Below are 12,371 nucleotides of genomic sequence, written 5' to 3' on the forward strand. Positions count from 1 at the left end.
GAAAAACGCACGCGCAGGCCACCGATCCGTCGGCAAGCGCGAGCGCGGTCACAGCCCGAACAGCGCGCGCTTTGCCTTGCATGCAGCCGAGGTAGACTCGCCCGGTTCCTGGCAGGGTGAAGCATGGACAAACGCGTACTTTTGGGCTGCATCGCCGCACTGTCGGTGCTGCTGCTGGGCGGTCTGGCCGCGCAATTGGCCGGTGCCAACAGCGAAGGCGGACAGATCCTGCACACGCCTCTGGGCCGGGTGCCGGTCGGCGACGTCTTGATGGTGCTGCTGGCGATGACGGTGGGCGGCGCGATCGCGCGGCGCAAATTCCGTGCGGTCGCGGTGCTGATGGTGTTGATCGTGTGGCTGTCGATCCTGACCGTGCTGGTGGCGATGATCGCCCCCGACAGCCCGCCGCCGATGGCCTCGCTGCCGGCGATGCTGAAGTACAACGGCGCGGCGATCGTGCTGAGTCTGTTGGCGGCCTGGCTGGGCGCCACGATCGGCGAGACCCTGGCCAATCGGCGCACCAAGGCCGCTGCGTCCTGAGCGTGGCGCCGCTGCCTCCTGTGGGAGCGGCGTAAGCCGCGATCGTGCGGCCCCATCGCAACGTAGCTCGCAGCTCACGCAGCGAATGCAACAGCATCGCGGCTTACGCCGCCCCCACAGGGAGCCGGCGCAACGCGCGCGACCGGTTTAGCTGTGCGATCCGCCGCGCTTAATCGCGATCAGCGCCGAGGTGTCGGACTCGCCCATTCCGCGTTCGATCAGCTCGGCGTAGTCGGCCAGGGCCTGGTCGATGACGGTGGTGCGGATGCCGCTGTCGCGCGCGATGCCTTGCACGATGCGCAGGTCCTTGAGCATGTGCGCGCACTTGAAGCCGGGCGCGAACTCGTCGCGCAGCATGGTCGCGCCGCGCTTGTCGAGGAACCAGTTGTTGGCCGCGCCGGCCAGCAGGGTCGGCAGCAGGCGCTCCGGGTCCAGGCCCAGCTTCTCGCCCAGCGCCAGGCCTTCGCAGACCGCCTCGTTGATGCCCGCGACCAATACCTGGTTGACCGCCTTGGTGGCCTGACCCGCGCCGGTGCCGCCCATGTGGCTGATGCGCGCGGCATAGGCCTCGATCGCCGGGCGCGCGCGCTCCAACACCTCGGCGTCGCCGCCGGCCATCACCGACAGCTTGCCGTTGCGCGCGCCTTCGACGCCGCCGGACACCGGCGCGTCGATGAAACCGATGTTGTGCGTGGCCAGCATCGCCGCGCAGCGACGCGCGGTTTCCACCGCCACCGTCGAATGGTCGACCACGATCGCACCGGCCTTGAGCACTTCGGCCAACGCGGCCACGTTCTCCAGCACGTCCGCGTCCAGCGATACGCACAGGGTGACCACGTCGCAGTCGGCGAAGTTGGCCGCCGAGCGCGCCGCGCGCACGTCCAACTCCGCCGCCAATGCGTCGGCCTTGGCCTGGGTACGATTGCCGACCGCGGTCAGCAGCCCACGGTTGTGCACGTAACGCGCCATCGGCGCGCCCATCGCGCCCAGGCCTATGAATCCGACTTTCATTTCAACCTTCCGTCCCGTGAGGGTGTTCAGACCTGCCATTCGTAAATCGTGAGCCGCGACGCACCGGTCAGGTGCAGCGGATCGGTATGCGCCAGCGCGGTCGCCGCGTCCAGGTCCGGCGCCAGCAGCACGTAGGCGCCGCCGCTCTTGTCCGAGAACCCGCCCGAGCGCTCCAGCCGGCCTTGCGCGCGCAGCGCGGCGATGAACTCGCGGTGCGGCTCGATCGCGCCCGCATCGAAGTTCGGCTCGCGCATCGCCAGCACCAGATACTGCTTCATGTCCGCGCTCCCGCCGTCGTCACGCCAGCGGCGCGTCGCTGAGATAGGTGTAGCCGGTCAGGCCGGTTTCCAGCGCCTCGTTCAGACGCTCGGACTCCTCGTCCGACAACCCGGCCGCGGCGACCTTGTCGCGGTAGGCCTGGCGCAGGTCGGACAACTGGTAGCCCACGTAATCCAGCATCACGTCGGTGGTGTCGCCGCGGCGCTGTTGCGCGATCCGGTAGCCGTCGCCGTCGACGCGCACTTCCATCGCGTCGGTATCGCCGAACAAGTTATGGATGTCGCCCAGGATCTCCTGATAGGCGCCGACCAGGAAGAAACCCAGCCGGTAGCTTTCGCCATGCTTGAGGCGATGCAGCGGCAGCGAGGTGTCCAGGCCTTCGTTCTCGACGTAGGTCTTGACCGTGCCGTCGGAGTCGCAGGTCATGTCGGCGAGGATGCCGCGGCGCTCCGGCGTTTCGTCCAGGCGCTCGATCGGCACGATCGGGAACACCTGGTCGATCGCCCACACGTCCGGAATCGACTCGAACACGGAGAAGTTGACGAAGTACTTGTCGACCAGGCGGTCGTTAAGCTCGTCCAACAGCTCGCGATGGCTTTTCTCGTCGTAGTTTAGGCGTTGCCGCACCGCATGCGCGATCGCGTAGAACAAATCGTCGATGCGCGCGCGCTGGGTCAGATCGATCTGGCCCAGGGCGTACAGCGACAAGCCTTCGCTATGGTGGTGCTGAGCCTCGTGGAACAACTCCACGGCCGGGCGCCGATCGAGTTCGTCGTGGATCTCGCGCAGATGGCGCACCACCGCCGGCTCGTCGTCGTGCGAATCGGGGATGCGGCCTTCCGGCGCCTCCTCGACTTCCGACACGTTGGCCACCAGCACCGCATGGTGCGCGGTCATCGCGCGTCCGCATTCGGTGACCACCCGCGGCGGGGTCAGGCCGTGCTCGACGCAGGCCTCGGCCAGCGGCTGCACGATGCTGTTTGCGTACTGGCCGATGCCGTAGTTGATCGAGCAGTAGCCGCGCGAACGCGTGCCTTCGTAGTCGATGCCCAGGCCGCCGCCGACGTCCATGTAGCGCACCTTGGCGCCCAGCTTGGACAGCTCGACGAAGTAGCGCGTGGCCTCGCGCATGCCGTTGGCGATGTCGCGCACGTTGGAGATCTGCGAGCCCATGTGGAAATGCAGCAGCTGCAGGCAGTCGCTCATGCCGGCGTCGCGCAGCTTCTTCCACAGGTCCAGCACCTGGCGCGGCGACAGCCCGAACTTGGCCTTGTCGCCGCCGCTGTTCTGCCACTTGCCCGCGCCCAGCGAGGCCAGGCGCATGCGCACGCCCAGGCCGGGCTGCACGCCCAGGGCCTTGGCTTCCTCGATCACCAGCGCCAGCTCGGACGGCTTCTCGACCACGATGTAGGTTTCCAGCCCGAGCTTGCGGCCGATCAGGGCCAGGCGGATGTACTCGCGGTCCTTGTAGCCGTTGCACACGATCAGGCCGCCGGGTCGGCTCAGCGCCAGCACCGCCATCAGCTCGGGCTTGCTGCCCGCTTCCAGGCCGAAGCCTTCGCCGTGGTGCGAGGCCAGGGTGCCGGCCACGCCGCGGTGCTGGTTGACCTTGATCGGATAGACCGCGGTGTAGCCGCCGGCATAGTCCCACTCGGCCTGGGCCTGGGCGAACGCGGCCTGCAGCTTGTCCAGGCGGTCGCCGAGGATGTCGGGGAAGCGCACCAGCACCGGCAGCTTGGCGCCGTTGGCGCGCGCGGCGTCGACCACGTCGGGCAGCGGAATCGCCGGCCCGCGCTCGCCGTGCGGCCGCACCACGATCCGCCCGGCCGTATCGACGTCGAAGTAGCCTTCGGACCAATGCGGGATCGAGTAGGTCTTGCGGGCCTGATCGAGCGACCAGTCGGACATCGGCGTGGCACCAGTGGGACGGAGAGGACGCGCATTCTACCGTCCCCATGCCTCGATCCCGGCCATCGCTGCCTGAACGGCCGCGAGGCGCCGCCAGCGGCTCAGGCGCGCAGGCCTCAAGCCCGCGTGTACACCAGCGTGCCCGGCATGGCCTTGATCCGCTTGGCCAGCGCGCGATGGCTGGATTCGTGCAGGGCGACGATGCTGCCGGGCAGCTCCAGGCCGTCGAGCACCTTCTGCAGCATCCCGCCCTCGGTCCAGGCCACGCCGCGCAGCGCCAGCAACACCAGGTAGTGCGGGATGCCGCTGTCGTCGCCCGCGATCTCCTTGCGCACGATCCAGGCCTGCTTGACCTTGCCCGAAGCCTGCAGGCCCACCGTGGCGATCCGCAGGGCCTCGGCATCCAGGCCGTGCTCGAGCAGGCGGTCCTTCTTGGGATCGACCTCCTCGCGCGCGAGCAAGGCGCCGTCGCGGCGCTGGTATAGCGCGCGCAGCCGCTTCGCCGCGGCCTCGAACGCAGCCTCGTCGCCGGCGCGGTGGTGGTGCTGCATCAGCACCTGCAGGCCCTGCTCGGTCAGGTCCGGGTCCAGCTCGATCGCGCGCTCCAGCAGGCCCACGCCTTCCGCGTCCTGGCGGTCGACCAACTGCGCGCCCAGGCGCGCCAGCACCAGGGCGTCGTCCGGGCGCGCGGCCAGGGCCGCGCGATACAGCGGCACGGCGTCGGCGTCGGGGCGCAGGCGGTCGACCAGGACGGCGTACTCGCCCAGCTCGGCGCCGGCCAGCGCGTCGGCGCGCGCCTCCAGTTCGGCCAGGCGCGCATGGTCCTGGCCCAGCGCCTGGTGGCGCTGCTGCCAGGTCTCGGCGACGTGCTCGTGCCATTCGCGGCTGAAACGCTCCTCCAGGGTCTGACGCAGCGGCCCCAGCAGGGCCTCGGCGGCCGACTGCGCCGGCGCCGGCACCGCGGCCGGCGACTGGCCCAGGGCCTGCAAGCGCTGGGCCAGGGTCGGGTGGGTGTCCTCCAGACCGGGTTGTTCGTCCAGCAGCTCCTGCAGGATCGGCGCGTCGTCGGCGCCGACCGCGGCGAAGCTGCCGGCCATGTCGCGGTACAGCGCCTGCGGCGGCCGCGGCTGGGTCTCGACGCTGCGCTCCACGTCCGCCCAGAAATCGCGTTGCAGGCGCACGCTGCCCAGCCCCACGCGCTGCAGGGCCTGGGCCATGGTCGGCGCGCCGGTCACGCGCGCGGCGGTGGCGTCGGCGTCGTACTCCTGCGCGCGCGCCAGCACGAAGCTGTAGGCGTCGAAATAGGGCGCATACCAATTGAAGAAGCGCAGGAACAGCGCGCCCATGCGCGAACGGCGTTGCGACAACTCGCCCAGGAACCGGTTCCAACTGGCGCGCACCCGGTAGATCCAGCCGGCGAAACGGCCGTGGCCGCCGCCGAAATGGCCGAACTCGTGGGCGACCACCGCGGCGAACTGCTCGCGACTGAGCAACTGCATCAGCGGCAGGCCCAGCACCAGGTAATGGGTATGCCCGAACAGGCCCAGCGCGCGCGGCACACTGGCCGCGCCGGCGTTGAGATTGGGATCGATCAGGATCTGCTTGAGCGGCGGCGCCCCGGTCTGCGCGCGCAGGCGCTCGATCTCGGCGCGCAGCTCCGGCGCCTCGTTCGGGCCCAGGACGTAGCCGGTGGGCGGCTCGAACTTCACCCACAGCGCCTTGAGCACGAACCAGCCGAACGCGACCGGTATCCAGATCACCTTCAGCAGCTTGAGCAGCAGGATCGGGCTGATCGCCAGCAAGGCCAGCACCAGGCCGACCGACATGCCCAGCGCCAGCAGCACCGTGCCGCCCAGCACCGCAAACCCCAGGCCCGCCAACAGGGCCAACTTGAACTTGTAGCGTCCCGGCGCCTGCTGCGCCTCCCGCTCCAGGCGCTCGACCAGCCCCTGGTACCGCGCGACCGATGCCATCCTTGCAGCCCCCTGCTCCGCCCCCGTGTCTGCGGCCATTTTAGGCCAGGCCGGGCGCCTCACGCCCGGTCCGTTACAATGCCGCCCCCCGCCCTGGCGCAGCGCCCGCACGTCGTGGCGCAGCGCAGCCGTCATCCGCGACGGCTACCTTGGCAGGCGCGCCCCACTTCTTTTGGAATCACCCGCATGAGCAGCTCCGACACCTGGCATTACGAGAACTTCGAGCGCGCCGGCTCGGCCATCGGCTACCGCATCACCCGCAAGCTCGACGAGGTCCAATCACAGTTCCAGAAGATCGAGATCTTCGAGAGCACCGACTGGGGCAACCTCATGCTGATCGACGGCGCGATGATGCTGACCACGCGCGACAACTTCCTCTATCACGAGATGATGTCGCACCCGGCGCTGTTCACCCACGCCGCGCCCAAGAACGTGGTCATCATCGGCGGCGGCGACTGCGGCACCCTGCGCGAAGTGCTCAAGCACCCCGGCGTGGAAGAAGCCGTGCAGTGCGATATCGACGAGCAGGTCACGCGCATGGCCGAGAAGTGGTTCCCGGAACTGTGCGAGCGCAACGGCGACGCGCGCGCGCAGCTGTTGTTCGACGACGGCATCGCCTACATGGCCAACCGCGCGCCGGGCAGCGTCGACATCATCATCGTCGACTCCACCGACCCGGTCGGCCCGGCCGAGGGCCTGTTCAACAAGGCTTTCTACGAAAGCTGCTTCCGCGCGCTCAAGGACGACGGCATCCTGGTCCAGCAGTCGGAATCGCCGCTGGTCCTGTTGGACCTGATCAAGGAAATGCGCGCCGAGATGGGCAAGGCCGGCTTCTCCAGCTTCCAGACCCTGCCGTTCCCGCAGCCGTGCTACCCCACCGGCTGGTGGAGCTGCACCCTGGCGCGCAAACACGCCGACCAAGAGCGGGGCGGCTTCGCTTTCCGCGACGCCGACGCGCGCGGCAAGGGCTTCGACACCCTGTACTACAGCGCGGATATCCACCGCGGCGCGCAGAGCCTGCCGCCGTTCGTGGCCACGGCCCTGGGCGAGGGCTGATCCGGCATCGGACGCGGCCCAGGCGAATGCCCGGCGCCGCGCCCGACACGCGACTGCACGGCGGCCTTCACGGCCGCCGCTTCGTTTCCGCTGGCCTCAGCGGAAGGCCGCCATCGTCGCCGCACGCGTGCGCATGACCCGCTCGTTGTCGCGGGTGCTGGTGCCCAGCGCCCGCGCCACGCCACCCACCGTGTAGGTCTGGTCGATCGTGGAGAAGTAGCCGATACGCGGCTGCGGATTCGAGTTCACCGCCATGATGGTGCGGAAGTTGCCGCTGCTATTGACGTAGCCATGGCCGTAGGAGAACGGCGTGGTGTTCGGATCGTTGTCGTGACGCGCGCCGAACAAGTGCGCCGCCTCGTGCACGAAGGTGTAGGTGCTGCAGGATTGGTTCTGCACGAAGAAGGCGGTGCTCGCGGTTGCGCCGATCGCGTCGGCCTGGCCGCACAGGCCGCCGCCGGAGCCGTTGTTCAGACCGTCGCGGGTGACCAGCGCCACGATGTCCGCGGCCGTGTTGTTGCGCTCGGTGGTCGCATAGGTGTCGAACCAGCCATCGCTGGTGTTTCGGATGCGCGCCACCAGCGTACCGGCCACGTCGCTGGACTGCGCCTGCGAGGTGAAGCGGACGCCGGCGCTTTCGAAGCGCAGCGCCAAGGCGTTGTTGGCGAATGCCGTGTTCGACTGAGCGATGAAGAAGGCCGCGCGATCGTTGGCCGAGTTCTGGCCGCCCAGCTCGGTGACGGCTTCCGGCGTGTAGACCTGCAGGATGCGGACGATGGTATCGGCCAGCAGCGCGTTGGCCGCCGGACGAACGCCAGGGCCGCGATCCTGCTGCGGCGCCAGATCGACCCGGGCCGGGGTATCGTCCGCGCCTTCCAGGCTGGCCGGGTCGCGCTTGACCATGAACTGCTGCTTGCCGTCCTCCGAGGTCAGCACCTCGTACACCTCGCCGCTGGCGGAGACGATCTGCCCGGTCACGCGCTCGCCGCGTACCACGAACAAAGCGGTGGACGGCGGCGTGGCGCCGAGCTGCAACTGGCCGCCGGGCAGCAAGCGGTCGGCGCCCGACCAGACCACGTCGCCTTCGGCGGTGCGATACGACTTCGCCAGACGCATGCGCAGGCGTGCGCCTTCCGGCATGCTCAAGCTCAACTCGCGCTGCGCACCGAGCAGCGCCTTGCGGTCGACGGACACCGAGGCCGCCCACAGCGCGGTCTTGTCGCGCAGCATGTTGTTGACGCTCGCCGGCGCCGCGGCCGCGGCCTTGGCGGAATGGGCCTGGAACAGTTCCGGTACCGCCGCCGACTGCGCATCGGCGACATTGACCGTGGCGGCGACCAGGCCGGCGATGGACATTACCAAAATAGCCTTCTGCATGTGGATCTCTCCTTGAACACAGCATTGAGTGTGGGCATCGAGGGCGACCGCGGCCGCCCGCCTCGTTCATAGCCGTATCGACGACCGCCGCCCGCGATAGCGCGGCCGTGTGAGGGCACGATCCGCCTTGAACGGATTCGAGTTAGGCACGGCGCCCGCATCCGCAACAGATCGGAAACCCCTCATTTGCGTTTCGAACATGCAACGCGAATCACACATTCCGGCATCGAAAAATCGATGGCACACAAGATGTGTAGCAAGTGAGTGATTAGCGCGATTGCCCGCCCGGCATGAGCGCACTAGAACGAAGCCCGCGGCGATGCGGGGCTTTCCTTCAAAGCGCTAAGCTCACTTCATACGTGGCTTGATGGGTTTCGCTGCCTTTCTCGGTAGCGGTAGCGGTGGCGGCGGCGGCCATCCACTGGCGACGAAATCGCGGCCTGCGATCAGCGAGGTGTGCTCAAGCGCAATACGCCCATCCAAGACCTTGCGTACTTCAGCCATGTCAGCGTCGCCCTCCAGGGGCGGCGAAGCCCCCAGATGGATCACCGAGCCTTGGCTGGCCCACCAACCCGGCCGGGCGTCGGGCACGAACGCGACGTAGTAGTGACCGGTGTCCAGGCGGGTGCCGGCGCATACGCCGGTGTAGAAACGCATCTTCGGAGAGATGGCCGCGTTTCCACGCAAGACCTTCAGCACACGGATCTCGCCGTACACCGTTCCCTCCACCTCTTCGGGAGGCGCAGCCAGCCGCGATGCCGTCAGCTGGAACACGAACACTTGCTTGGCCTCGCGAGCCGCCACGCCGCTCAGCGGCGGCGCCGGCGTACAGGCCAATGCCGGCAGGGCGGCGCTCAGCATCGCGAGTGCAAGCCACCGCGCAGCGGTCATCGCATAGGCCACCGGTGGCTTCGACATCGCGTATCCCTGGGAATGTCCGGACGAGCGGTGCGCAAACGGCCTGACGCACGGCCGACGCATGAGCCGACTCTATCACCACGCGGATTTTGTCATCACCATCGCGCAGCGCAGATACAAAATGAACTCCTCGCGCGCAGGAATGTGGCCGGTGGCGAACTGCTCGATTACCGCCGGGCGCAACTGCGCCGGATCCTCCGGCGAATCAGCGCTGCAGTACTACGCGCGGACTTATCCGCCGCCACCGATCAAGCGCATCGCCGCAAGGTTGAGCGCATACCCGCCCACCGTCAGCAGCGCGAACAATACCGCCGCCAACACCAGCGGCTTGGCCCCCGCCTGGCGGATCGCGCCGATCTGCGTGCGCAGACCCAGCGCGGCCATCGCCATCGCCAACAGCGCGGTATCCAGCTGCACGATCGCCGCCACCCAGGCCGGCGGCAGCGGCAGCAGCGAGTGCAGGCCGCTGACTGCGATGAAGGCGAGCGCGAACCAGGGCAGGGCGAGCTTGGCGCGCGCGCCGTCGCCGCCGCGGCCGGCCATGCGCGCCGACAGCAGCAACAGGAACGGCGCCAGCAGCATCACCCGCAGCATTTTCTCGATCACCGCCGTGGCCGCGGCGGTCTCACCGATCGCGCGGCCGGCCACCACCACTTGCGCCACTTCGTGCACGGTCGAGCCCACGTAAACGCCGTAGGCGTGCTCGCTCAAGCCCAGGTACGGGTACAGCCATGGGTAGACGAACATGCCAAGGGTGCCGAACACCACCACCGTGGCCACGGCCACCGATACCTGATGCGCGCGCGCGCGCAGCACCGGCTCGGTCGCCATCACCGCCGCCGCGCCGCAGATCGCACTCCCCGCGCCGATCAACATCGCCGTCTCGCGGTCCAGCTTCAGCCAGCGCGTGCCCAGCCACACTGCGGTGGCGAACACCGACGCCACCACCACCGCATCCACCGCCAGGCCGGCGACGCCGACCGCGGCCAGATCGTGGAAGCCGACCCGGAACCCGTACAGCACGATCCCCAGCCGCAGCAGCCGGCTGCGGCACAGGTCCACGCCGGGAGCGGCGATCGCGGCGATACGCGTGAAACCGGTGTTGCCCACCGCGATGCCGAGCACGATCGCCAGGGTCAGCGCGCTCAAGCCGAGCTCGCGCATGGGCGCCCATTCGGCCAGGCCCCAGGCCAAGGCCGCCAGCGCCGCGGCCAGCGCCAGGCCCGGAACCCAGCGCATCGCCGGTCGCGGCGCCGATGCCTCCACAACGGGGGACGGGGCAACGGTTTCGTAGGCGGACGACACGGGACAGAACACTCCAGCGCCGGGCGCCTGGCGAAATCGACGCCACCTTAGGCCCGCACGATGCTAGCGTCCAATACATATAATTCGATGATCGATGAGCTGAACTCATACTTATGAACCTGCACCTGCTGCGCAGCTTCCTGACCGTGGTCGAGACCCAGAACTACTCGCGCGCGGCCGAGCTGCTGTTCGTAAGCCAGTCGGCGGTGTCCAAGGCGGTGCGCGAACTGGAGCATCAACTCGGCCTGCCGCTGCTGGAACGCGGCGGCAGCGACGGCAAGGCCCAGCGCGGCGTGGTGCTGACCGAACACGGCCGCGCCGTGTTCGAGCATGCGCGCGCGATCTTCGCCCTGGAACGCGCCGCCAGCGAGGACGTGCGCGATCGCGTCGAACTGCGTCAGGGCCGGCTGCGCATCGGTGCCAGCACCACGGTGGCCGCGTACTGGCTGCCGCGCAGCCTCGCCGCCTTCGTGCGCCGGCACCCGGCATTGGAGTTGGAACTGGTGGTCGGCAACACCGACGAGATCAGTCGCGCGCTGATCGACTGCCGCATCGATGTGGGCTATGTCGAGGGCGAAGTCGAGGATGCGCGTGTGGCGGCCACGCTATGGCGCACCGAACCTCTGCGCGTGGTCGCGTCCGCGGACGCCGAAGCCACGCCCGGACTGGGCCAGCGCGCAGGCGCGGCCGCGCTGGCCGCCCAGACCTGGCTGCTGCGCGAGCCCGGTTCGGGCACGCGCCAGGCCGCGCAGGCCTGGTTCGAGGCGCAGGGCTTCGCGCCCGCGCGCAGCATCGAAGTCGGCAGCAACGAGGCCATCGCGCGCGCGGTCGCGGCCGGCGCGGGCATCGCCTTGCTGCCGGAACCCGTGGTCGCCGATCTGCTGGCGATGGGCCGCCTGCGCGCGATCGCGCCGATCGGCCGCGCCGACGCCACCCGTCCGCTGTATCGGCTGGAACTGGTCAATCGCCCGCAGGCGCCGGCTTTGCGCGCGTTTCTGGCGCTGGATGCGCAAGCGATCGCGGCACGATCGGGTCAGCGCAAGCCGGGCGCACGATAGATGCGCGGCGGCCGATGGCGCCTGCGTCATTCGACGCGCGGCATCCGCAAACGCGAGCCGCCTTACAAGGCGTCGCCGTCCATTTCGCCGGTGCGGATGCGCACCGCGCGCTCCAGATCCCAGACGAAGATCTTGCCGTCGCCGATCTTGCCGGTGCCGGCCGCCTTCATGATCGCCTCGACCACGCCGTCTACCTGCTCGTCGGTCACCGCGACCTCGAGCTTGATCTTGGGCAGGAAGTCGACCACATATTCGGCGCCGCGGTAGAGCTCGGTGTGACCCTTCTGGCGGCCGAAGCCCTTGACCTCGGTGGCGGTGATGCCGGCCACGCCCGCTTCGGCCAGGGCCTCGCGCACGTCGTCCAGCTTGAACGGCTTGATCACCGCCATGACCATCTTCATCGTCGCTCTCCGGTTCCTATCCGCGCACTTGGCGCGCCTCGTCTGGGCGGCAGCATAGCCGAGCCGCAGGCTGCGGCCCTATCCCGCGGCGTTCACGCGGCCTTCGCCTGGGCGCACCCGAGGATGGGCTACCTCGCGCCCGCGTCCGCCGCCGTGGTGTAATGCCTCACCGCAATGTCGGATTTTTCTGACAGCGCGGCGCGGTCCGCACCGACGGCGCCGTCCCGGCCACGAGGCCATGCTGGCCACGTCCCCCGGATTGAGTCCCGACCCCGATGATCGACCTGAACCATATCGACGACCTCGCCCGCCGCCTCGGCTCGCTGCTGCCGCCGGGCGTGCGCGACGGCCGCGAGGAAATCCAGCAGAACTTCAAGGCTGTGCTGCAGAGTGGGCTGGCCAAGCTCGATCTGGTCACGCGCGAGGAGTTCGAAGTGCAGCGCGCGGTCCTGCTGCGCACGCGCGAGAAGCTGGACGAACTGCAGCGCACCGTGGCCGAGCTGGAAGCCCAGCTGGGTCAATCCGCACCGCCCCAGCACTGAGTC

12 protein-coding genes are annotated in these 12,371 nt (G+C 69.0%); 4 read left to right on the top strand and 8 right to left on the bottom strand.

Annotation, left to right across the window (positions count from 1 at the left end; translation table 11 throughout):
- The first annotated feature begins 123 nt into the window (after positions 1–123).
- Positions 124–540: a hypothetical protein gene (locus ASE35_RS20200; protein WP_157489599.1), complete on the top strand. Its 417-nt coding sequence runs from the start codon at positions 124–126 to the stop codon at positions 538–540.
- A 147-nt stretch (positions 541–687) separates the two neighbouring features.
- Here the strand turns inward: ASE35_RS20200 and ASE35_RS20205 are convergent, their stop codons facing one another.
- The 4 genes from ASE35_RS20205 to ASE35_RS20220 all read right to left on the bottom strand — a co-directional run bounded on the left by ASE35_RS20205 (position 688) and on the right by ASE35_RS20220 (position 5,711).
- Complete coding sequence (locus ASE35_RS20205; protein WP_057161685.1) at positions 688–1,551, bottom strand: NAD(P)-dependent oxidoreductase; 864 nt, start codon at positions 1,549–1,551, stop codon at positions 688–690.
- A gap of 26 nt (positions 1,552–1,577) precedes the next feature.
- Positions 1,578–1,829 (bottom strand): YciI family protein, encoded by a 252-nt coding sequence (locus tag ASE35_RS20210; protein ID WP_057164928.1) that lies wholly within the window; start codon positions 1,827–1,829, stop codon positions 1,578–1,580.
- Between the two features lie 19 nt (positions 1,830–1,848).
- Positions 1,849–3,738: an arginine decarboxylase gene (gene speA, locus ASE35_RS20215; protein WP_057164929.1), complete on the bottom strand. Its 1,890-nt coding sequence runs from the start codon at positions 3,736–3,738 to the stop codon at positions 1,849–1,851.
- 116 nt (positions 3,739–3,854) lie between these two features.
- Complete coding sequence (locus tag ASE35_RS20220) at positions 3,855–5,711, bottom strand: M48 family metallopeptidase (RefSeq protein ID WP_057164930.1); 1,857 nt, start codon at positions 5,709–5,711, stop codon at positions 3,855–3,857.
- A 186-nt stretch (positions 5,712–5,897) separates the two neighbouring features.
- On the opposite strand from ASE35_RS20220, the gene speE reads away from it, so the two are divergent.
- Entirely contained in the window at positions 5,898–6,767 is an 870-nt protein-coding gene (gene speE, locus ASE35_RS20225) for a polyamine aminopropyltransferase (protein WP_057164931.1), read from the top strand.
- Between the two features lie 96 nt (positions 6,768–6,863).
- Here speE and ASE35_RS20230 read toward each other — a convergent pair whose 3' ends face one another.
- The 3 genes from ASE35_RS20230 to ASE35_RS20240 all read right to left on the bottom strand — a co-directional run bounded on the left by ASE35_RS20230 (position 6,864) and on the right by ASE35_RS20240 (position 10,301).
- Positions 6,864–8,123, bottom strand: coding sequence for a M12 family metallo-peptidase (locus tag ASE35_RS20230; protein ID WP_057164932.1), 1,260 nt, complete (start codon positions 8,121–8,123; stop codon positions 6,864–6,866).
- A 369-nt stretch (positions 8,124–8,492) separates the two neighbouring features.
- Complete coding sequence (locus tag ASE35_RS20235; protein WP_057164933.1) at positions 8,493–9,062, bottom strand: hypothetical protein; 570 nt, start codon at positions 9,060–9,062, stop codon at positions 8,493–8,495.
- 231 nt (positions 9,063–9,293) lie between these two features.
- Positions 9,294–10,301 carry a YeiH family protein gene (locus tag ASE35_RS20240; protein WP_057164934.1) on the bottom strand — a complete coding sequence of 336 codons (1,008 nt, stop codon included), beginning with the start codon at positions 10,299–10,301 and terminating at the stop codon, positions 9,294–9,296.
- A 179-nt stretch (positions 10,302–10,480) separates the two neighbouring features.
- On the opposite strand from ASE35_RS20240, the gene ASE35_RS20245 reads away from it, so the two are divergent.
- A complete protein-coding gene (locus ASE35_RS20245) occupies positions 10,481–11,425 on the top strand; it encodes a LysR family transcriptional regulator (protein ID WP_057164935.1) in 945 nt (314 codons plus the stop codon).
- A gap of 62 nt (positions 11,426–11,487) precedes the next feature.
- Here the strand turns inward: ASE35_RS20245 and ASE35_RS20250 are convergent, their stop codons facing one another.
- Positions 11,488–11,826 carry a P-II family nitrogen regulator gene (locus ASE35_RS20250; protein ID WP_056176848.1) on the bottom strand — a complete coding sequence of 113 codons (339 nt, stop codon included), beginning with the start codon at positions 11,824–11,826 and terminating at the stop codon, positions 11,488–11,490.
- 275 nt (positions 11,827–12,101) lie between these two features.
- Here ASE35_RS20250 and ASE35_RS20255 point away from each other — a divergent pair, with 275 nt between their 5' ends.
- On the top strand, positions 12,102–12,368 hold the full coding sequence (locus tag ASE35_RS20255) for an accessory factor UbiK family protein (protein ID WP_056176850.1): 267 nt from the start codon (positions 12,102–12,104) through the stop codon (positions 12,366–12,368).
- Positions 12,369–12,371: the final 3 nt, after the last annotated feature.

The organism is Lysobacter sp. Root916 (genome assembly GCF_001429785.1).
Classification (GTDB): Bacteria; Pseudomonadota; Gammaproteobacteria; order Xanthomonadales; family Xanthomonadaceae; genus Lysobacter.

Coding starts and splice junctions, on each gene's coding strand:
- ASE35_RS20200 (WP_157489599.1), top strand. CDS start 124: ATGGACAAACGCGTACTTTTGGGCTGCATCGCCGCACTGTCGGTGCTG.
- ASE35_RS20205 (WP_057161685.1), bottom strand. CDS start 1,551: ATGAAAGTCGGATTCATAGGCCTGGGCGCGATGGGCGCGCCGATGGCG.
- ASE35_RS20210 (WP_057164928.1), bottom strand. CDS start 1,829: ATGAAGCAGTATCTGGTGCTGGCGATGCGCGAGCCGAACTTCGATGCG.
- speA (WP_057164929.1), bottom strand. CDS start 3,738: ATGTCCGACTGGTCGCTCGATCAGGCCCGCAAGACCTACTCGATCCCG.
- ASE35_RS20220 (WP_057164930.1), bottom strand. CDS start 5,711: ATGGCATCGGTCGCGCGGTACCAGGGGCTGGTCGAGCGCCTGGAGCGG.
- speE (WP_057164931.1), top strand. CDS start 5,898: ATGAGCAGCTCCGACACCTGGCATTACGAGAACTTCGAGCGCGCCGGC.
- ASE35_RS20230 (WP_057164932.1), bottom strand. CDS start 8,123: ATGTCCATCGCCGGCCTGGTCGCCGCCACGGTCAATGTCGCCGATGCG.
- ASE35_RS20235 (WP_057164933.1), bottom strand. CDS start 9,062: ATGTCGAAGCCACCGGTGGCCTATGCGATGACCGCTGCGCGGTGGCTT.
- ASE35_RS20240 (WP_057164934.1), bottom strand. CDS start 10,301: ATGCGCTGGGTTCCGGGCCTGGCGCTGGCCGCGGCGCTGGCGGCCTTG.
- ASE35_RS20245 (WP_057164935.1), top strand. CDS start 10,481: ATGAACCTGCACCTGCTGCGCAGCTTCCTGACCGTGGTCGAGACCCAG.
- ASE35_RS20250 (WP_056176848.1), bottom strand. CDS start 11,826: ATGAAGATGGTCATGGCGGTGATCAAGCCGTTCAAGCTGGACGACGTG.
- ASE35_RS20255 (WP_056176850.1), top strand. CDS start 12,102: ATGATCGACCTGAACCATATCGACGACCTCGCCCGCCGCCTCGGCTCG.